We start from the raw sequence: 18381 nt of genomic DNA on the forward strand, positions 1-18381 counted from the left end.
TTAAATTGACTAATTCCCGGGAATTAACAAAGAGGAATCCCCGTAGCTCAGAAACCGGTAACCGGTGCCAAGCGCTTCGTTGTATATCTTTCGCCAGTCGGGGCCTACAAATGCCGCCACCAAAAGGATCAGCGTAGAGTTGGGTTGATGGAAGTTGGTAATCAGCCCGTTCACCAATTTGAATTTGTAGCCTGGGAAAATGAAAATCTCCGTTGAGCCCGTCAATTCATCAACACCCAACGCATCCATTCTGTTTAATATATTCATGATGCTTTCTTTTGACGAAAGCAACGAAGCCTGTTGGACATACGGCAAGAGCTTGGGTATAAGGAAGTCAGCGTCTGGATTGCGACCCAGCATAACCCCATACCAATAGGTGCTTTCGAGTGTGCGCATGGAAGTTGTGCCAACGGCTACGTTGAATCTTTCCGGCACTAAAAGTTGCTCAAGGTTCTCTCTTCTGATAATGACTTGCTCAGAATGCATCACATGCTCTTCGGCGGTGGTTGTTTTTATCGGCTGAAAGGTACCTGCGCTGACATGGAGCGTCAGAAAGTTGGTAATAATCCCTTTGCCACGCAGTTGTTGTATGACTTCATCCGTAAAATGAAGACCCGCTGTGGGAGCCGCTACGGCGCCATCCTTCTCACTGTAAACAGTTTGGTAAGTTTTTTTGTCGTTCTCTATTGCCTCACGATGCAGATAGGGCGGCAGTGGAGTTTTGCCAATGGCATCCACCACGTCTACAAAACGGGCAGCGGATTTATTCCAGCTTAGTTGCACTTCGTCAGTGCCCAGCCGTTTTACCTCAACTTTCACCGTGGCTCCTTCGAGTTTGATATTTCTTTCAAGAATACCTTCTTTCCAGCGTTTGGCATTGCCGATCATGCATTTCCAAACCACAGGGCTCTTGGCCTCCATCGCCACAGAAATGACAGGCGACGGCAAAGTTGGTTGAAGCAAGAAGATTTCTATTACAGCGCCCGTAGGTTTCTGAAAGGCAAGTCGGGCGGGGATTACTTTGGTATTGTTAAAGTAGAGAGAGGTGTTTTCAGGAAGCAGACTGGGAATGCTTTTAAAGCGAAGGTGCTCAATGCTCCCTCTGTTGTAAAAAAGTAGCTTCGATGCCGATCTGTCTTCCAGCGGAAATTTAGCTATTCTTTCGTCTGGTAGATCATAAGTATATTCGGAAACGTTAATTTGAGGAGGCATTGACCTTTTTTGGCAAAAATAAACCAAATACGGCCATAGTCTGTAACAAAAAGCTACATAATCGACCCGCATGCCTTTAAAACTAGATTTTACTACCCACACACTTCAGTTTACATTTGATGCAGGCACCTCAAGAGGTGTGTTAAAGGAAAAGCCCAGTATACTTCTCAAATTGTATGACCCCTCGGATCCAAAAATGTTTGGACTTGGAGAGGCTGGACCGTTGAAGGGGCTTAGCATGGAAGACATAGATGACCTGCCGGACGTTATCAAAACTCTTCAGAGCGACATCCTGCCTGTAAGAATTCCTGGTACCGTGGAGGATGCATTGCACCGTGCGCATCAGTTGGTGCCGTCGGGCTACCCGTCACTCAGATTTGCTCTGGAGACAGCCCTTTTGGACTTTATGAATGGCGGGTCGGGCATTATATTCAAAAACTCCTTCACCACCGGCAGTTTGCCTATCCCGATCAACGGGCTTATTTGGATGGGAGACAAGGACTTCATGCTGAAACAAATCAAAGAGAAGCTTGATGCAGGATACACCTGTTTAAAACTAAAAATTGGTGCGATTGATTTTGAAACCGAATGTGAGATTCTGGCTGGCATTCGAAAAGAATTTGGGCCAAATGATATCACCCTCCGGGTGGATGCCAATGGGGCCTTCAAACCAGCAGAGGCGCTTGTGAAGCTTGAGAAGCTCAGCCAGTATCAGCTTCATTCCATCGAACAGCCGGTGCAGGCAGGGCAGTGGGAGGCCTACCATGTGTTGTGCAGTCGGTCGCCGGTGCCCATCGCCCTCGACGAAGAACTGATTGGGGTGGAACAAAAGGCCATGAAAGCGGAACTGCTTGATTTTATCAAGCCACAGTTCATTGTGCTGAAACCCTCGCTGCTAGGTGGCTTTATGGCAACCAGAGAATGGATAGACCTGGCCCAGAAGAGAAACGTTGGCTGGTGGATGACGTCGGCACTGGAGTCAAATATTGGATTGAATGCTATTGCCCAGTTTACGGCAGAATTCCCACTTGATATGCCTCAGGGTTTGGGCACAGGTCAGCTCTACAATAATAATTTCACCTCGCCCTTATTTATCAGTCATGGTTTTTTAAATTCAGGTCAGGCAAATGTGTGGGATTTTCGCCAGCTAATCTTTGATAAATGAACGAAGCTAAATTACATAAAGAGGGCAAATGGCTCTTTTTCGACAAGGAGTACATTGCAGAGTTTGTCTACGGTGGGATCGACGGTTCCATCACCACGTTTGCCGTAGTTGCTGGTGCCGCCGGGGCCAACGCTGACATCCGGTGGGTGTTGATATTCGGCTTTGCCAACTTAATAGCAGACGGTTTTTCCATGTCGGTGGGTAATTATTTTTCCAGCAAAGCTGCTCTGGATAATTACGACAAGCATGAAGCCGTGGAGTACTGGGAGATTGAGCACCTGAGAGAAAAGGAAATTGAGGAGGTCAGGGAAATATATGAAGCCAAGGGCTTTAAAGGGAAATTGTTGGACGATGTGGTAGAGACGATTATATCGGACAAAAAGGTGTGGGTGGACACCATGATGAAGGAGGAGCTGGAGATGACCAGAGAAAGTAAATCGCCGTTGAGTACCGCCATCGCCACCTTTATTAGTTTTAACATCGTGGGTTTTATCCCCCTGGTGGTGTACGTGGTCGCCATGTTCACGGATGTTAACCCTTCAGCGCTTTTCCCTATCTCATGCGTGGGCACCGGTTTGTCGCTTATTCTCGTCGGTTACTTGAGGGGAGTCGTTACTAATATCAATAAAATGAAAAGCATCATCCAGACTCTGGCGCTGGGTGGGTTGGCAGCAGCTTTTGCCTATTTCGTAGGGGAGGTGCTGGCCAAATGGATTTTGTAAGCTGAAGATATTATCGAGTTTTTTACCTTTTTTAAACCTACTTAAAATGAAAAGAATGTCTGTTCTGGTGGGCCTTGTGTTCACCAGCCTCGTAGTTTTTGCCCAGGAATCGGGCAAGCAAATGTACCTGTGGCCTAATGGCGCACCCGGTTTCGAAAACCTGAAAGACCAACCAGAGGAGGCTAAGGACTGGTGGGTCAAGAATGTGCACAATCCCTCCATCACTGTTTATTATCCACCCAAAGACAAGGCCAATGGCACGGCCGTGGTGATCTGTCCAGGAGGCGGACACCGAACCCTTGTGTACAATGGAGAGGGAAAAGAGGCAGCGGACTTCCTCAATTCGTTAGGCATTACTGCCTTTGTGCTGAAATATCGCCTGGCCAGAGAAGAAAATTCACCATACACAGTAGGCAAGGAAGCCAAAGAAGATGCTTACCGGGCGGTGCGAACGATCAGGAGCAAAGCAAAAGAGTTTGGCGTGAACCCGGAGCGCATCGGGATCATGGGGTTCTCTGCCGGTGGCGAAGTAGTGTCGTGGGTGGCTTACGGAGACGGCAAAGGTGACGCCAATGCCAAGAATCCTGTCGACAAAGTAAACGGCAAACCTGACTTCCAGATGCTGGTTTATCCCGGCCCGTTGGGCATTCCTGAAAAAGTGCCCGCCGATGCGCCTCCCGTTTTTATGGTGGTGGCCACCAACGACGACTGTTGCTCCGAGCCCGTCATGAGCCTGCTGCTCAGGTACCGCCAGGCCAAGCGCCCTGTGGAAGCCCACGTTTATGCGAAAGGTGCGCACGCCTTCAATATGGGATACCGGTCGGAGTTTGTCAGCTTAAGGGGCTGGCCGCAGCGCATGGCCGACTGGCTGATGGATATGGGGTATTTAAACGGGAAGTAACGATGAAGAAGGCATTCAAAATGAAGCTGAAGCCGGGCTTTGCAGCTGAATACAAAAAGCGACACGACGAGATCTGGCCCGAGCTGAAGCAGCTGCTGAGTGATTCCGGCGTATCGGACTATTCCATTTTCCTTGATGAGGAGTCCAATACCTTGTTTGCCGTACAAAGTGTGAGCGGCGCTGGTGGATCGCAGAACCTCGGGCAAAACCCTATCGTGCAGAAGTGGTGGGCCCATATGGCGGATATTATGGAAACGAATGAGGATAATTCGCCGGTGGCGGTGGGGCTCGCAGAAGTTTTCTATATGGAGTGAGGAGTGAGGAGTTAAGAAGACGGAAGACCGGAGACGGAAGACGGAAGACCGGAGACGGAAGGTTCGTGGCAGAGAGACAGAAGACAAGAAACAGACAGAGAAAGAAATTTATGTGAACTCATTTAAGCTAAAATGGAAGAAGCTCGATTCAAATTTGAGAAGCTGATTATCTGGCAAAAGGCGATGGATTTTGGCGAAGACATCTATAAAATTGCTCTACGGTTTCCAAAAGATGAAATTTACAATCTTAGCTCTCAAATAAGGCGGGCCAGCGATTCGATTGCTTTGAATATCTCTGAGGGGTCGATCGGTCAGTCAAATCTGGAACTCAAGAAGTTTACAGGCTATTCCATTAGATCTCTTGCTGAAGTGATTACTTGTCTTCATAAGGCAAAAAGAAGAAATTATATTTCGCAAGACGAGTTCAATGTACTTTATGATTTTTCTTTTAACCTCATGAATATGATGATTGCCTTTAGATCAAAAGTATCGTAGCTGCTTCCATTTCCCAATTGATAACATCGGGTATTACAGCCTTTCCTGTCTTCCGTCTTCTGTCTCCTAACCACTTACATCATTAAGCAAAGTCTCTCCCGTCTTCCAATCTCCCGTCAAATAATGTTGCCACTCCTATCTTCTGTCTTCCGTCTCCCGACTTCTGTCACTATATTACGTTACACCCAACACCACCTACATGAACCCACTTAACAGACGATCCTTTCTCACCAAGTCGGCTGCTGGAGCCCTTGGCCTGACTATTCTCCCCAACTTTATCTCCAAAGCAGCTCCAAGCGATAAGCTGCGGGTAGCCCACATAGGCTTGGGAGGCATGGGCAACAACCATATGAACTGGTTTGCGAAGCTGCCTGACGTAGACATCGTGGCGCTGTGCGACGTAGATTCAGACCACCTTAACTCCACTTTCAAAATATTGCAAGGCCTGGTACCAAATACGAAAGCCAAGTTGTATGGTGACTTCCGCAAGATTCTCGACGATAAAGAAATAGACGCCATCAGCGTGGCTACGCCCGACCACTGGCATGCACAAATAGCCACGATGGCCTTTCAGGCCGGTAAGGATGTGTATGGCGAAAAGCCGCTCTCTTACGACATCGCCGAGGGGCAGATCATGCTGAAAACGCTGAAGAAAGAAAAGAAGATATTCCAGCTGGGTACGCAGATACATGCTGGCGACAACTACCATCGGGTGGCAGAGATCATCAAGTCGGGTGCGATTGGCGATGTGCATACCGTTCGCCTTTGGAAAACAGGCGGAGCCCCGGACATGGGCAATCCCAGCCCTTCCACTCCTCCGAGCACTTTCAACTACGACATGTGGCTTGGCCCGGCACCCAAAGTGCCCTATATCAAAGAAAGAACTCATTTCACTTACAGGTACTTCCTTGACTATTCAGGTGGGGTTTTTGCAGATTTCTGGTGCCATATTGCCGACATTGTCTGGTGGTCGATTGAGCCAAAAGGATTGACTTCGGTGGCTGCCAAGGGCGAAAAGCCCGATGGTATTGCCGATGCACCGAAATGGCTGGATGCGGAAATGCAATTTGACGGGCTGAAACTCTACTGGACAACAGAGCCGCCTAATGTGCCAGGTGCTAAGGACAGAGGTATTGGCGCTTACTTTGAGGGCAGCAAGGGCACGCTGATTTGCGATTACGGCTCGATGGAGATAACCATCAATGGAGAAACCGTGAAAGATATTCCGGAAGTGCCCAAAACTATTATTCGTTCTCCTGGTCACCAGCAAAACTTTGTGGATGCTGTGAAAGCACGCACGCAGCCTGAGTCTAACCTGGAATATGCCAGGGCCATGACGTTACCTATGCACCTGGCGTTAATTAGCTACAGGCTGGGAAGGCCGCTACAGTGGAATGCTAAAAAAGAACAGTTCGTTGGTGACGCCGAAGCCAACGGCTATCTATCGAGAGAGTACAGGAAAGAGTGGAATTTTATAAAGTAAATGAGATCATACATTAGCCGGTCATTGCGCCTGTCCGCCCACCGGCGAGAAACGAGCCAAATACTGTTGTTCTATGTCAGTGATCAATAAGCGAGTGTGGCAATCTGTCTATTAGGATTGCGGTATCTTGAACAGATTGCCACGCTCATCTACATTTCTTCATAAGAGGAAGATCTGTTTATTCGCTCGCAATTACCGTGTATTAGGGAGCGTTGGGCAACCCATATTTCTTTGAACTGTCACCAATTGAAACAAGAACTTACCATGAACACCAGAAGAACCTTCCTCAAAAACACCACCGCCTCGGTTGCAGGAGCTACTTTGCTCGGCACGGGTGCATTCACTGCCTGGGCCAACCCAGCCCCGGTGCAGGGCGACCTCACCATCCAGCAGGTCATCGATCAGATCATTGCTACGATCCCTGGTGGCAAATTGGATCAAACGGTGGATACGATTAAACAAGGCGATGGATCCCAAAAGTGCACTGGCGTGCTCACCACTTTTATGGACAATGCCGAAGTGATAAAAAAAGCAGCCAGCCTGGGTGCCAACTTCATCATTAGCCATGAACCTACCTTCTACAACCACCTCGACAATACCGAATGGTTGGAAAGCGACCCAGTATACCAGTACAAGAAGAAGCTGATTGCCGACAATGGCATTGTGGTGTGGCGCTTTCATGACTACTGGCACCGCCACCGGCCTGATGGGATTACCGAGGGTTTCCTTGAAGAAACCAACTGGAAGAAATACCAGAGCAAAGACAGCGAAAAATCCAATCTGCTGACCATACCCGGTGCCTCTGTGAAGGATGTTGCCCTTGAGCTAAAGAAAAAACTGGATTTGAAGCGGCCATTTATTGTGGGCGATGCTTCCATGAAAGTGAGTAAAGTAGGACTGCGGCTCGGGGCTTCCGGCGGCACAAGCCAAATCAACATGCTGAGCAAAGAAGACATTGAGCTGCTGGTAGTGGGAGAGATCAACGAATGGGAAACAGCTGAGTATGTGCGGGACGCCCAAACTGCTGGCATCCGCAAGGCCCTCATCATTTTAGGTCATCAGCGCAGCGAAGAGCCCGGCATGAAATACCTGGTGGGCTGGATGAACAAGAAGTTTCCTGGACTGAAGACGACTCACGTGGTGGCAGGAGATTCTTTTCAGACGGTTTAGCTTGAAAAGAATCAGAAAGTTGCCCTGGGCTAAGCCCTGACTACCCCGCTCTTGCTCATGCTCCAAACTGGCGTAAGTGGTGGTCGGAGTGCTTGTAGGCAAAAATGCCAATTTGCTCTCTTGTCATTTCTCCAAAGAAATCGTGGATAAAGGCAGGGTTGTCAAAATGCTCATATTCGCCGATTCGTTCTACCCAGACCTTTTTTTGAAGCTCCACATCGCCGGTTTTGTCTTTTATCACAAAGTCCCGACCTGCCGGAATGTTTTTCTTCATTGGCTGGTCGTCTTTTACATTGCTGCGTAGCGCCATTTTACCAAAGATTCGCCCCAATAGCTCCTGCTTATAAACCGGTTTGTGAGTGCCAAGTACCCACTCAGCCCACTTTGTAGAATGTTTCAACATTTGAAATACATTCATTTTGCCCCATTGAGCCACATTTGAGTCGGTAATTGTGTTAACCCTGCCGATTAATTCCGCCCTTACGTTTTCGTCAAATACAGTCTTCATATCCGCTATTCGGTTTTAGTGAAGTTGCTCTTTGGCTGCAACGAGAACCAGTTGCCCGAGTCATCTTTGAACTGTGCTTCAACGCCATAAAACTCCTCGGTTGGCGCTTTCAGAAACTCCACTCCTTTGGATTTGAGCTCTTCGTAGGTGGCGTAAATGTCGTTGCATTCAAACACGCCATTGGCCAGTTTGCCTTTTTGCAAAAGCTCTAGCATGATATTGGCGGTTTCTTCCGGGTACATTTTACCCACCGTAATGGGGAACAGCACAATCTCCAGGTTCGGCTGGTCTGGTGGCGACACGGTGAGCCAACGGGTGTCCTTGCCCATGGGCATGTCATCCACTACTTTAAAGCCAAGTTTGTTGGTGTAGAAATCGTAAGCGCTGTCCTGGTTACGGACAAAGATGGTGGTGTGTGAAAGTCTAGTGATCATATTTTGCGTGTTGATGCTGACGCAAAATAAGGTAATAAATCAGTCAGTCATTTCTCGAAAATTGCCATTCTCATCCCAACCGTTGTTGGAAATAAAGCATCCAGGCACAAACTTCAAAGGTGCCTTTTTTTTGGCTTTTTTTGCCGACTGTTGCTGTTTCAGAAAGACAGAAGGTGTGGATCCAGTCACTTTTTTGAACAACCCACTGAAGGAGCTGAGACTTTCGAACCCAACCGACGTGCATGCCTCCGATACGGATTTGTCGGATTGTAAAAACTCTTTCGCTTTTTCTATTCGCACCGCCATCAGGTATTGGTTGGGTGTTTTGCCATAGACGTTCTTGAAAAGCCTGATGAAATGAAACTTGGAGAAATAAGCCTCATCAGCAATGTTGTCTACATTGATAGGCTCGTGGTAGTTGTTGTCAATGAATAGCTTGGCTCGTACCACACGACGATACATATGCACTCCCGGATATTGTTCTGTTGTCATCGCTGGGTTTTCGATGGTTAAAGTAACGGTTGGTGGTAGATGTAACAAACGATAGGGCGGAAAAGAGGAAGTTTACACCATTTCCCTCCTGAATTGGTATGAGCGTGCGGCTTAGGTAGATGTCAAGTGCCGTGTAAGTGGACAAATAGAAGGAGGGCCGTGGGCTATTCTTGGAGAGTTTTTTCGAATATGCATTTTTTCATACAATATTTGCCCTCCAATTATCCCTTACCCATTGAAAGACATCCACGGCCAGGCCATTGTTGACTACTACCAGGGCAAAGCATACAGCCCGCTAATGCTGCACACTTCCTACGGAAGCTCGGAAGAGATGCCTGTGGAGGTTTTCTTCAGGGAAGAGGAAGACCTGAGCGTGCTCGACCTGCTTGCCTTGATTGAGTGCAAAGGTAAAGTACTCGATTTGGGTGCTGGTGCCGGTGTGCATTCACTTATTCTGGCCTCACGTGGGTTTGATGTTTACGCCCTGGAGAATTCACCGGGGTGTGTGGAGGTGATGAAGCAATCGGGAGTGAGGCAGGTAATCAGCGAGGACTACCGCACCCACAAAGGAAAGTACGATACAGTGTTGATGCTCATGAACGGATTGGGCCTGGCAGGCAAACTGGCGGGCGTGAAGCCACTGCTGGAGCAGTGCATGAAGCTGCTGAAGAAAGGCGGGCAAATTCTCGTCGATTCCTCAAACATAAGCTATCTCTACGAGTTGAGCATTCCCAAACCTGAGGGCTACTACGGCGAGATTAGCTACCAGTACGAATACCAAGGAGAGAAGGGCGACTGGTTCGACTGGGTGTATGTCGACCAGGAAACGCTCGCCAAGATTGGTGCGGAGATAGGTCTGGAGGTGGAGATATTGCATACTGACGAGAATGATCAGTATCTGGCGAGGATCACTAAATAGAGACAGACAAAGTTTGTGCCGACAATGGCCCGTGGTCGGACTATTCCACCAAATCAAAGCCATTTTGCTTCAACACGTTGCTCAGGTAGGCGGTGTCTTCAATGACCTTGTTATAAATCCAGGTATAGTGGGTTTGGTTCCACATCAATTGCTTCGCCTCTTCTTCGCCAATCAGAATGGCCATACTCCTGTACTCCAGATAGCACACAATCAGGTGCAGGTAGGTGGAGTACTCGTCTCTGGCACCGGCAGCATTTTGATAAGGCACCTCTTTGTACTTTTTTTTGAAGGCATCAATAGCCGCCTTTTCTGCATCAGGGTTCTTTTCCACATACCAGTGTAACTGCTCGTGAACAAACGTGTCGAGGATGTCCGTTTTATCGCTGGAGCGAGTATTGAGCGTAAGCACGGGATGGCTGTGGGGGATGGCCATTTGTTCGATCACTACCTGGCGGGTAAATACCCACTGGCTAAGGTCATATTCCGATAGCACTTCTTGTAGCAGCCTGGCGGTAGCCTTCTCCCGGTCACTGTCGTTTTTCGTGGTGATTTCCACTTGTAGTGTTTGAGCCGATAACCCTGAGTAGCCGACGACAAGTAGGAGGAACAGATACTTTTTCATCATTTTTTTTAGATCGAAGGTAAGGAGCGGTGATAAGTTTGTATTGGAAAAAACGGAAATGCCACTTACGAAAAGAGTTTTTCAGGGCTGGTGCCTACGAGCTTGTGGTAGTCAGAAATCATATGAGATTGGTCGTAATAACCTGAAGCATGGGCAATACTGGCCCAGTTCTGCTGATGATTGTTTTGGAGCAGTGAAGAGGTAAACCGGTCAATTTGTGTGATCATTTTTGGCGAATGCCCCACATGCATCCTTAGAAGGCTCCTCAGATGCCGGTCAGAGTACCCCAGTTTTTTTGCTGCCACATCCAGCTGAGGCTTGTTCGGATGATCGCTGTAACTGTTATAGAAGGCACTCACGACTGGATGGATGATGGTTGCACTTTCAGATGCTCGAAGCAGGAATGTCTCAAGACGCCCAACAAAACCCGACAAATCATGCTGCAGCGCATACCTGGTTAATGCTTCGTATGCACTCTCGTCATAGGCTTTCAGAATATAGCTCGCTTCGCTGGACGAGTCTGTCAATTCGCTGAGAGGGGGCTTCACGAATGGGGCCATTCCGCCTGGCCGAAATGAACAAATGAAGGTAAAAAGGCGATTTTGCCGACTGATCATCTTGTGACGGGATCGTGGGCCTACCACCGCCCATTTGGCCGATACTGTGTTGCCTTTCTCAAATAGGTAGAAGATCAGGTGAGCGGAGCTGTCTGGAAGGATATACCACTGAGCAGATGTAGGGCATTGGCCTTCTTGCTGTAGCACAAAATAGTTGCTGATAAGGTGCTGCAATGGCTGACAAGGGGAGATAGTCTCCCGATTGAGCTGGATCGATTCTCTCCAGAGCTCGTGCATGAACCGATCATATATTAGCCTTTGCGACATTTACGTTTTTTCGCAACCATCAGGGTCTTTCTACGCTTGAGAGCTTGCCGATGTTTAAATAGGGACAAACCTCCAGGGCTACTCCCTTACTTTGGACAATGATCGGCGGCATTTTTCTGAAATGAAGAAGCAGAATTGACCAGCGCCAAAGGCTACCCTTGACAGGATACCATTTTTTATTAGAAATTGAGCTTCAAAAGATATACTTGCCGACCTCCAGAGTGTGTAGAGTTGAACCCTATCAAATCACCGCTGGGGCTCCACCGACAATGTATATCGCATCTCCAGTTGCCGGTGTAGGCTTCTGGCTCAGTGAATCGGCCAATAGGCAGTACAGCTTCGGTTGTCATGTCCATCAGGTAAATTTTCTGTTCCCTGTTTTTGGAAGGATAGGTGTCGGTCACCATCCAGCGGCCATCGGGTGAAAACGTGCCATGGCCATCGTAATCAAGCAGCCCGTTGCCAAGCCTTTTGTAATCTTGCTGACCCACGGTGAATAGGATGTGTGCATACTGCACGGCGTCATAGCTTGCTGTGATCATCAATTCATCGTCGTTGAGCCAGTCGAAATGAGAGCCGCCCCAGCCATCCGGGAAGCTGCGTTGAATGTTGGAACCGTCGATATTGACTGTCAGGGCGGATGTGTTCCAGTTGGGTAAGGTGCGGGCCAGCCAGAATACTTTGGTGCCGCTTTTATTGAAAAGGGTGTGGTTGAAATACAAGAGATCCTCGTCTTTGAATTCGTGCACTATTCCCTTCACGTCATTGATCGATACGATCAACTTCGATTTCCCCGTTGCCAGGTCGATAAGGAATAGTCCATCGTCTTCAGGTATCTGAACATCTTTTTGCGCATCCTGGCCCTCTCCAGCGTAACCGTATGCTTTTCTCGTGATGCTTAACCGGGAAAAATTGATGCTGATCGCCTTCGTGCCGTCGAGCGACACAGCGCTAACCGGCCGGTCTATTTGCCTGATTTCCTGTTTGGTATGAACGTTCAAAATCACCGACACATACTTCCCTTCCCTCAGGTCGTTGTAAATGATTAATGAGTCGGGGGAGGTGCCCAGCCAGTGCGCCATACAGCCCTGCTGAAAATTCCATGCTCGTGTTTTCGCTAAGGCAATGAACTCGTGGGTATCGAGGTCAACGAGCCCGAGGGTAGCAGTGTCCGTCTCGGTAGGTATCTGATACTTGAGGTCAGTTTCCAGCACAGTCACATATTTCTGTGACCTGCTGAAAGAATTGATACCATAGTAGCTGGCAAATAAATGCTCCTTGTCGCCGCCGGTGATTTGGATAGGCTCGCTGACGGTTGGGAAGGAAACGTGAATACCTTTATCCGTTGGCGATTCTCGGTCGGCAGACCGTTCTTTATCGGTTTTGCCACTGCACGATGTGAGAGCGATAGCAACTATGAAAAATAGGAGAGAGGTGTTGTTCATTGCTGTTTTTAATAAATGTGCTGCAAGTCAGCGTATAAGCTAGTGGTTTTTGGAGAGAAAACCCACGGACAAAACCAGGTCAGTCCCCGACAGACCGTTTCCGGTATACTATTGCTGCCCTGTTACCGGGCGATGGGGGTACTTCCGAAGTACCCCTACCCACTTCAGAGGTGGGTACCCCCACTTCCGATATGGGCGTTCGGACTAAAAAGCACCGACGCCGGAGCTCCGGACACCGACAATGGAACAAAAAGGTGCGAAGCCGGAGAAAAAAGATGCGATGAGGGAGCAAATAACTTCGAACTCCTGGCAAAAAGATGCGAGGTCGCACCTTTTATATGCGATGCCGGATCTCGGAGCACCAAATTTGGAGTAAAAAGCACCGACGGCGAGGTTCGGAGCTCCGGGAGCGGTGTTATGAGGAGGTTTTATTTGCGGCAAGGGAAAATTTCGAGCCACCTTTGGCTACACAGTCTGCAAGGAGTTTGAAGGCGACATGATGGAGAATAGGTTCAGGAATTAGGGGTGCAGTGGTTCGAGACGTAGTCTTGTGCCAGCATTTTGGGGTATTGAAGCCTAGTTGCTGGGCTAGAGGAATAGTAGCCTTTACTACCCTTCATAAAAGCTTACTGTGCCTTTTTCATAATCAATTTCTGATAAGTATTCTTTAACATTAATATATAATGGGTCATTTCTTAGGATAAGGGAAATCGAATCGATGTCGTCAGAATTTATATTGGCTCCATATATAATTCCTTTTAATGCAGAATGATAGATTGTAAATGTACGGCCTTTAAAATTACTTTTATTCTCGAGTTTGGCCAGGAATCGAATCTCCTTTTCGTATTTCCATTTGGAATCTTTGGAAATTAGAACAGGGTCACTGGATTTGAATAATACTTCGCCTTTGTCTTCAAACAGTTCTAGTATAGGCCTCTTTTTGTAGTTAACTGGACAGTATTCAAACTTTAAAAAAGAATCTTTCAAGCAACTCAAAAGCTCTTCCTTATCGTAAATTAAGCATATTCCCTTGTGTTTATCGGCATAGTGCGACCACATAAGTGGCTCATTTGGGGTACTTGAAAAACAAGAGATGCCATATTGATTACGTTGTATATGATACCAGTTATCGACGAAAAATTTTATAAATCCTTGTGTATCAATTTCTTGTTTTGGATTCCAGTAATATTGATCAAGTTGATTTGATTTAATAAAATGGTTCAAAGCCTCTTTGCTTGGTTTGAAATCTGTGTTCTTAATTTTTATAAGACCTTCCAGCAGGTCATTCATATTTTCAGGAGGGCCAAACCAGAGTTGACTTAGTAATAAGTTTTTGAAGGTAAATGCGTTTATGGGAGCAAATTTGAATATGTGACTTTCTTCAATTTTCACTGTCCGGTTTTTAAGTAAGAGGTCAGTTCAGTCGAAGATACATATTTACACTAAAATTTTACTTGAGGTATTTATTATGATGGTAATAATAAGCCAATAAAGGGCTTTCTTTTAAATTAAACTCCCTTATAAATTACGGACGTAATCTGTCTTTTCCTGAGCTATCGATGTCTTATCGTCCGCATGGAGGAGGCATGTGACACTTGGGGGCTGGTCTGCCCACCGGGCAGACCAGGGGTAGGAAATGCCAAAGTCAAATTACTTCAACCCATTGATCTTCCTAAATGCAAATACCGGGGCCAACCTCGACAGCAGATACAGCAGTTTTACCTTGCCAATTTTGATTTCTTTCTGCCCCTTTTCAAGTTTCTTTATCATTTCAGTTACCGCTTCTGTAGGGGAAATGACTATTTTGGGTGGATGGCCATTGTGCCAGGGAGTGTCTACTACCGTCATCATCACTTCTGCCACACCGATGTCGTTACGCTTTAGCTGCTCTCTCAATACCTGAGAAAAGGAGTGGAGGCCTGCTTTGGTGGCGTTGTATATGGGGTAGTCCACCCGTGGGGTAAAGGCCAAACCAGTGGTGATATTGATGATGGTCGATCCGGAATGCTGTTCGATGATCGGCAAGAACATTTTGCTCAAAGCGATAGGGGCAAGCAGGTTAGTGCTAATTTCCAGTGCTGCTTTTTCAACCATACTTTCATCTTCGTAAAAGCTGGTGTTATGAACAATAGCGGCATTGTTGACGAGCACATTGCAATCGGAGTGATTTTGCTTTACCCAATTGACCAGCGAAGTGCGTCCTTCGATGGCCGATATGTCGCAGACAAATGTGTTGAGTGCTGGCTCAAGGTTTTTTGCTTTTTCCAGTCGGTCGGCGGATCTTCCGCAAATAAGCACTTTGTTGCCTTTTCTAACTAGCTGCAGCGCTAGCTCAAGTCCTATTCCAGAGCTACCACCCGTAATCAGCACTGTGTTGTTGATCAGTTCCATCTTTACTTTTTTTAACAAAGCAAATGGAACACGGCGGCACATGCATTAACCTATGTTAACACGCCCATTTTTCTTCTTACCCTGCTTAGCGCCACATTGGTAATGCCGAGATAGGAGGCGATAACATGCTGCCTGACTCTCTTTTCCAGCCCGGGGTATCTTTTCAGGAACAACTGGTATCGTTCTTCAGCATCAAAAAGCAAAAACTCTCTTTCTCGGGTTTCCTTCTTCGTAAAGGCTTCCTCCAGCACGGTGATCAGAAACTGGTTCCAGCCTGGGTGTCCGGTTCGAAGTGTCTCCCATTTGCCATAGTCAAAAACAAGCACTTCTGAATTTTCAAGTGCTTCGATGCTGAAATGGGAAGGTGTGCCAGCTATTGTCGCACTGTAAGAGCTTAGAAAGCTGCCTTCAGAAAAGAACCCCTTGGTAAACTCATTGCCCCCCTCTTGAAGGTAGTAGTAGCGAAACAAGCCAGATACTACAATGCCGAATTTAGTGGGGATGTCACCAGCTGCGACAAATAAACTTCCCTTCTTTAGCTCCACGCTATGGCATAAACCGAAAAGCTTGTCGAGCTCCTCTTCTGGAACGGGTGCTATCCTGGAAATCACTTTATATAAGACGTCTTTCGGGAGCATATGCTTTCTCACTTATCCACCAACTTCTTCCCCACCGATAGCTTTTCAATAAAAGCCACCAACCTGCTTTGTCGGGTTTCCTCCCGTTTTGCGGATTCTATCCAGCGGATATACTCTTTCTTGTCGGTGTAGGAAAGTTTTTCGTAGAAGGCGGCGGCCTTAGGGTTGTCTGTCAGCAGCTGGGCAGCGTCGGCTGGTACTTCTACTACCCGGGGAGCGGTGTCTTCCTGTAGCTCGATGGATACTTTGTCGCCGAATGACTTACCGAGGTCGTTGCGCACAGCTTTGGTAAGGCCCAGCATATGGAAGCCAAGGCCCATATTGGCAAGGCTCCCCCGATAGGTCACTTTGCCGTCGAATACCGCCACAATTTTTACCTGTCCCTTTTTGCCAAACACCTCTTCGGTGCTGTATGGAAATTCAACATAGGCTGCATCTATGTCTCCATGCTTTTGGATAACGGCGTCGAAAGTGAATTTTTGTGGTTTAGCCATAGTAGTAGATTAAATATTGTTTTTCACAAAGGCCAGGTCTTTCTTCATCGCTGCCAGCATTTGGGCTTCGGTGATGTTGGCCTTACGGTTGCCATGCTCGGCGCCTCCCAGGTCGTATTCCTGGTGTATGGTGATGGGCAACACCGGCGACAAGGTTGCCACTTTGTCTTTGTAAGCTTTGAAATCCACCATGCCTTCACCAAGCGGTACATTGGTTACACTCCATTTGCCATTGTTTTTACTCCAGTAAAAATCCTTCATCACAATCGTGTTGATGAACGGTTTGATTTGATCGAAACCGAGCGGCCACGAGTTGGCACCTTCAACTACCGCATGGCGGATATCGTACTGGCTGCCTACCCAGGGTGAGTTCACCTGGCGAAGCACCTGCACCAGGTCCCAAACCGGCGAACCAAAGCCTGTGCCAGCGTGGTTTTGGTAGCCTGCTTTGATATTGTTGGCTTTGTTCAGTTTGGCTAAATCCCTCATTCGCTTAGCAAATGCCTTTAGGTTGTCGTCGATGCTTTTCTGCTTGTCATATTTGTACCAGTCCATCCGGTAAAAACCAATGCCCAGCTGGCCCGCTGTTGTGAGAATGTCTTTGGTGTAAGGCTCATCGGCACCACCAATGCTCGTGGTCATCATCACGATTTCCTTGCCCACCTTTTTCATCGCTTCGGCTATTTTTGGCAAGTCGTCCTTTACCCGCTCGGGCTCTACATGCCCACCAGGCCTAACAGTCAGATCGAGTCCGTCAATGCCGCTTTCCGCCACCATATCCGCCATTTGATTCAGCTCCGTCCACTGCAAGACTTTGGAGAAGACAGCGACTTTGTGTCGCCCAACAGTTTTACTGTCGGTAGTGAAACTTAAAGAGCGTGACTCATCAGCTGAAGGCTTTGCATGGAGGAATTGATATCCTGCTAGTGGTAGTGCCAGTCCCGTAAGACCAGCCTTTTGAAGGAAGGAACGACGAGACGTGCTGGGCGAATAGCTTTTGTTCATTTCAGAAGAAGCGGATTTGTGTACGACCAATTTCGGATTTTTTGTGTTAAAATCGCTACCGGTCAAAACAAACAATCACCATCTTGACTTGTACATTGCTGGTAAGTAATAAACCTCATGTCATCATTTTCACTTCGATTAGAGCTTTTGCTTTCCGCCTTGCGCAGAAAGAGGGGGAAGGTATTCCACAACCGTAGAGGAGCAATTAACGGATATGATCCTGTCGCTTATTTTTTGGAACAAAAGAGCCTTGCAGGTAAAAAGGAAATTAGCTGTTCTTGGAATAGGGCAATATGGTATTTCAGCAGTATGGAGAACAAAGAGAGGTTTGTTGCCGAACCGGAAAAGTATGCACCACAGTTTGGTGGCTATTGTGCTTATGGTGTGAACAATGGCTATAAGATCCATTCTGACCCCAACTGCTGGACGATTTTTGAAGGGAAGTTGTATTTGAACTACAACGCACGGGTGCAACAAGTGTGGAGAGCCGGTCCGGAAACGTATATTGAGGTAGCTGCCGAAAATTGGGAAAGGTTGAAGGATCGGTGGTAAGCTAAGTTGTTCTCGACTTGAAAAAAAGTGGGTATAGCAGTCCGTTGATTGCTCCCAGAAAGCTGAAAAGCAACACGGCATCCAGCATACTGTACATGAAGAACCTTCTGATGTCTTGGTTAAAATGATTCATATAGACCGCAGCCAGGCTGCAAAAGAAAAGACAACACAGAGCAAACACTTTGAGGCTTCTGATAATCATTTTACCGGTGAGTGCATCTTTGGCGATGTGGAAGATAAGTACCACTGCGAGCCAAAGCATGAAGTTGTAAAAGTAAGAGGCGGGAAGGTCGCTGCTTGTAAATCCAAAGGCATCTGGATGCATTGCCATGGGCTGGTGCATTGGCTCCATGATGGTGTACATTTCGAGCCAGCCGCCGGGATAGTACCGGAGGACATTCAGCACCAGCGTGTAGGCCAGTAATTTCAGCAATAGGATCAATTGAGGACTCATCAGCACTAAGTTTGCCGCCTAAATTAAGAAAATCAGAAAACATCCCACGTTCAGGCGAGTGGGGACAACACACCTGACAAT

The 18381-nt window shown here is 47.4% G+C and carries 22 protein-coding genes; 9 read left to right on the top strand and 13 right to left on the bottom strand.

From position 1 onward, the window contains the following. Nucleotides 1-9: 9 nt before the first annotated feature. Nucleotides 10-1212, bottom strand: coding sequence for an S-adenosylmethionine:tRNA ribosyltransferase-isomerase (locus GC130_RS10605; RefSeq protein WP_151998279.1), 1203 nt, complete (start codon nt 1210-1212; stop codon nt 10-12). 70 nt (nt 1213-1282) lie between these two features. Between GC130_RS10605 and GC130_RS10610 the strand changes: the two genes are divergently transcribed. The 7 genes from GC130_RS10610 (at nt 1283) to GC130_RS10640 (ending at nt 7462) form a co-directional block, all read left to right on the top strand. Next, complete coding sequence (locus tag GC130_RS10610; RefSeq protein ID WP_151998280.1) at nt 1283-2377, top strand: o-succinylbenzoate synthase; 1095 nt, start codon at nt 1283-1285, stop codon at nt 2375-2377. Next, nucleotides 2374-3099, top strand: coding sequence for a VIT1/CCC1 transporter family protein (locus GC130_RS10615; RefSeq protein WP_151998281.1), 726 nt, complete (start codon nt 2374-2376; stop codon nt 3097-3099). Before GC130_RS10610 ends, GC130_RS10615 begins: the two co-directional genes overlap by 4 nt. A gap of 46 nt (nt 3100-3145) precedes the next feature. Then, a complete protein-coding gene (locus tag GC130_RS10620) occupies nt 3146-4000 on the top strand; it encodes an alpha/beta hydrolase (RefSeq protein ID WP_151998282.1) in 855 nt (284 codons plus the stop codon). 2 nt (nt 4001-4002) lie between these two features. Further along, the gene (gene rhaM / locus GC130_RS10625; protein ID WP_151998283.1) at nt 4003-4314 is read left to right on the top strand and encodes an L-rhamnose mutarotase; all 312 of its coding nucleotides are present in this window, start codon (nt 4003-4005) and stop codon (nt 4312-4314) included. A 132-nt stretch (nt 4315-4446) separates the two neighbouring features. Continuing rightward, nucleotides 4447-4809, top strand: a complete 363-nt coding sequence (locus GC130_RS10630; protein WP_151998284.1) for a four helix bundle protein — start codon at nt 4447-4449, stop codon at nt 4807-4809. A 199-nt stretch (nt 4810-5008) separates the two neighbouring features. Then, nucleotides 5009-6292 (top strand): Gfo/Idh/MocA family protein, encoded by a 1284-nt coding sequence (locus GC130_RS10635; protein WP_151998285.1) that lies wholly within the window; start codon nt 5009-5011, stop codon nt 6290-6292. A 264-nt stretch (nt 6293-6556) separates the two neighbouring features. Further along, the gene (locus GC130_RS10640; RefSeq protein ID WP_151998419.1) at nt 6557-7462 is read left to right on the top strand and encodes a Nif3-like dinuclear metal center hexameric protein; all 906 of its coding nucleotides are present in this window, start codon (nt 6557-6559) and stop codon (nt 7460-7462) included. Nucleotides 7463-7517: 55 nt separating this feature from the next. On the opposite strand, the gene GC130_RS10645 is transcribed toward GC130_RS10640, so the two are convergent. Genes GC130_RS10645 through GC130_RS10655 form a run of 3 tightly spaced genes read right to left on the bottom strand, consistent with a single transcriptional unit; the run spans nt 7518 to nt 8896 of the window. Next, entirely contained in the window at nt 7518-7970 is a 453-nt protein-coding gene (locus GC130_RS10645; RefSeq protein WP_151998286.1) for a DUF1569 domain-containing protein, read from the bottom strand. Between the two features lie 5 nt (nt 7971-7975). Next, the gene (locus GC130_RS10650) at nt 7976-8404 is read right to left on the bottom strand and encodes a VOC family protein (RefSeq protein WP_151998287.1); all 429 of its coding nucleotides are present in this window, start codon (nt 8402-8404) and stop codon (nt 7976-7978) included. A gap of 39 nt (nt 8405-8443) precedes the next feature. Beyond that, complete coding sequence (locus GC130_RS10655; RefSeq protein ID WP_151998288.1) at nt 8444-8896, bottom strand: helix-turn-helix transcriptional regulator; 453 nt, start codon at nt 8894-8896, stop codon at nt 8444-8446. Nucleotides 8897-9131: 235 nt separating this feature from the next. On the opposite strand from GC130_RS10655, the gene GC130_RS10660 reads away from it, so the two are divergent. Next, on the top strand, nt 9132-9815 hold the full coding sequence (locus tag GC130_RS10660) for a bifunctional 2-polyprenyl-6-hydroxyphenol methylase/3-demethylubiquinol 3-O-methyltransferase UbiG (RefSeq protein WP_226940434.1): 684 nt from the start codon (nt 9132-9134) through the stop codon (nt 9813-9815). A 40-nt stretch (nt 9816-9855) separates the two neighbouring features. Here GC130_RS10660 and GC130_RS10665 read toward each other — a convergent pair whose 3' ends face one another. From GC130_RS10665 to GC130_RS10700, 8 genes are all read right to left on the bottom strand, one after another. Next, nucleotides 9856-10440: a hypothetical protein gene (locus GC130_RS10665; protein WP_151998289.1), complete on the bottom strand. Its 585-nt coding sequence runs from the start codon at nt 10438-10440 to the stop codon at nt 9856-9858. Between the two features lie 62 nt (nt 10441-10502). Next, nucleotides 10503-11321, bottom strand: coding sequence for a helix-turn-helix domain-containing protein (locus GC130_RS10670; RefSeq protein ID WP_151998290.1), 819 nt, complete (start codon nt 11319-11321; stop codon nt 10503-10505). Between the two features lie 179 nt (nt 11322-11500). After that, complete coding sequence (locus tag GC130_RS10675) at nt 11501-12766, bottom strand: hypothetical protein (RefSeq protein ID WP_151998291.1); 1266 nt, start codon at nt 12764-12766, stop codon at nt 11501-11503. A 609-nt stretch (nt 12767-13375) separates the two neighbouring features. Continuing rightward, a complete protein-coding gene (locus tag GC130_RS10680) occupies nt 13376-14158 on the bottom strand; it encodes a DUF2971 domain-containing protein (RefSeq protein ID WP_151998292.1) in 783 nt (260 codons plus the stop codon). A 258-nt stretch (nt 14159-14416) separates the two neighbouring features. Next, the gene (locus tag GC130_RS10685) at nt 14417-15157 is read right to left on the bottom strand and encodes an SDR family oxidoreductase (RefSeq protein ID WP_151998293.1); all 741 of its coding nucleotides are present in this window, start codon (nt 15155-15157) and stop codon (nt 14417-14419) included. Nucleotides 15158-15207: 50 nt separating this feature from the next. After that, the gene (locus GC130_RS10690; RefSeq protein ID WP_151998294.1) at nt 15208-15795 is read right to left on the bottom strand and encodes a Crp/Fnr family transcriptional regulator; all 588 of its coding nucleotides are present in this window, start codon (nt 15793-15795) and stop codon (nt 15208-15210) included. A gap of 8 nt (nt 15796-15803) precedes the next feature. Next, nucleotides 15804-16289, bottom strand: coding sequence for a YdeI/OmpD-associated family protein (locus GC130_RS10695; protein ID WP_151998295.1), 486 nt, complete (start codon nt 16287-16289; stop codon nt 15804-15806). Nucleotides 16290-16298: 9 nt separating this feature from the next. Beyond that, entirely contained in the window at nt 16299-17294 is a 996-nt protein-coding gene (locus GC130_RS10700; RefSeq protein WP_151998296.1) for a sugar phosphate isomerase/epimerase, read from the bottom strand. A gap of 117 nt (nt 17295-17411) precedes the next feature. Between GC130_RS10700 and GC130_RS10705 the strand changes: the two genes are divergently transcribed. Next, nucleotides 17412-17846 carry a YHS domain-containing (seleno)protein gene (locus GC130_RS10705; protein ID WP_151998297.1) on the top strand — a complete coding sequence of 145 codons (435 nt, stop codon included), beginning with the start codon at nt 17412-17414 and terminating at the stop codon, nt 17844-17846. A 1-nt stretch (nt 17847) separates the two neighbouring features. Here GC130_RS10705 and GC130_RS10710 read toward each other — a convergent pair whose 3' ends face one another. After that, on the bottom strand, nt 17848-18300 hold the full coding sequence (locus tag GC130_RS10710; RefSeq protein ID WP_151998298.1) for a hypothetical protein: 453 nt from the start codon (nt 18298-18300) through the stop codon (nt 17848-17850). Between the last annotated feature and the right edge of the window lie 81 nt (nt 18301-18381).

Origin of the sequence: Imperialibacter sp. EC-SDR9, from assembly GCF_902498805.1 — a bacterium.
In the GTDB taxonomy this organism is placed as follows: Bacteria; Bacteroidota; Bacteroidia; order Cytophagales; family Cyclobacteriaceae; genus Imperialibacter.

Excerpts from the sequence above, each read along its gene's own strand:
- GC130_RS10620 (WP_151998282.1), top strand. The coding sequence starts at position 3,146 with ATGAAAAGAATGTCTGTTCTGGTGGGCCTTGTGTTCACCAGCCTCGTA.
- GC130_RS10605 (WP_151998279.1), bottom strand. The coding sequence starts at position 1,212 with ATGCCTCCTCAAATTAACGTTTCCGAATATACTTATGATCTACCAGAC.
- GC130_RS10705 (WP_151998297.1), top strand. The coding sequence starts at position 17,412 with ATGTCATCATTTTCACTTCGATTAGAGCTTTTGCTTTCCGCCTTGCGC.
- GC130_RS10685 (WP_151998293.1), bottom strand. The coding sequence starts at position 15,157 with ATGGAACTGATCAACAACACAGTGCTGATTACGGGTGGTAGCTCTGGA.
- GC130_RS10665 (WP_151998289.1), bottom strand. The coding sequence starts at position 10,440 with ATGATGAAAAAGTATCTGTTCCTCCTACTTGTCGTCGGCTACTCAGGG.
- GC130_RS10635 (WP_151998285.1), top strand. The coding sequence starts at position 5,009 with ATGAACCCACTTAACAGACGATCCTTTCTCACCAAGTCGGCTGCTGGA.
- GC130_RS10650 (WP_151998287.1), bottom strand. The coding sequence starts at position 8,404 with ATGATCACTAGACTTTCACACACCACCATCTTTGTCCGTAACCAGGAC.
- GC130_RS10655 (WP_151998288.1), bottom strand. The coding sequence starts at position 8,896 with ATGACAACAGAACAATATCCGGGAGTGCATATGTATCGTCGTGTGGTA.
- GC130_RS10675 (WP_151998291.1), bottom strand. The coding sequence starts at position 12,766 with ATGAACAACACCTCTCTCCTATTTTTCATAGTTGCTATCGCTCTCACA.
- GC130_RS10695 (WP_151998295.1), bottom strand. The coding sequence starts at position 16,289 with ATGGCTAAACCACAAAAATTCACTTTCGACGCCGTTATCCAAAAGCAT.
- GC130_RS10610 (WP_151998280.1), top strand. The coding sequence starts at position 1,283 with ATGCCTTTAAAACTAGATTTTACTACCCACACACTTCAGTTTACATTT.
- rhaM (WP_151998283.1), top strand. The coding sequence starts at position 4,003 with ATGAAGAAGGCATTCAAAATGAAGCTGAAGCCGGGCTTTGCAGCTGAA.
- GC130_RS10700 (WP_151998296.1), bottom strand. The coding sequence starts at position 17,294 with ATGAACAAAAGCTATTCGCCCAGCACGTCTCGTCGTTCCTTCCTTCAA.
- GC130_RS10670 (WP_151998290.1), bottom strand. The coding sequence starts at position 11,321 with ATGTCGCAAAGGCTAATATATGATCGGTTCATGCACGAGCTCTGGAGA.
- GC130_RS10615 (WP_151998281.1), top strand. The coding sequence starts at position 2,374 with ATGAACGAAGCTAAATTACATAAAGAGGGCAAATGGCTCTTTTTCGAC.
- GC130_RS10640 (WP_151998419.1), top strand. The coding sequence starts at position 6,557 with ATGAACACCAGAAGAACCTTCCTCAAAAACACCACCGCCTCGGTTGCA.
- GC130_RS10690 (WP_151998294.1), bottom strand. The coding sequence starts at position 15,795 with ATGCTCCCGAAAGACGTCTTATATAAAGTGATTTCCAGGATAGCACCC.
- GC130_RS10710 (WP_151998298.1), bottom strand. The coding sequence starts at position 18,300 with ATGAGTCCTCAATTGATCCTATTGCTGAAATTACTGGCCTACACGCTG.
- GC130_RS10630 (WP_151998284.1), top strand. The coding sequence starts at position 4,447 with ATGGAAGAAGCTCGATTCAAATTTGAGAAGCTGATTATCTGGCAAAAG.
- GC130_RS10645 (WP_151998286.1), bottom strand. The coding sequence starts at position 7,970 with ATGAAGACTGTATTTGACGAAAACGTAAGGGCGGAATTAATCGGCAGG.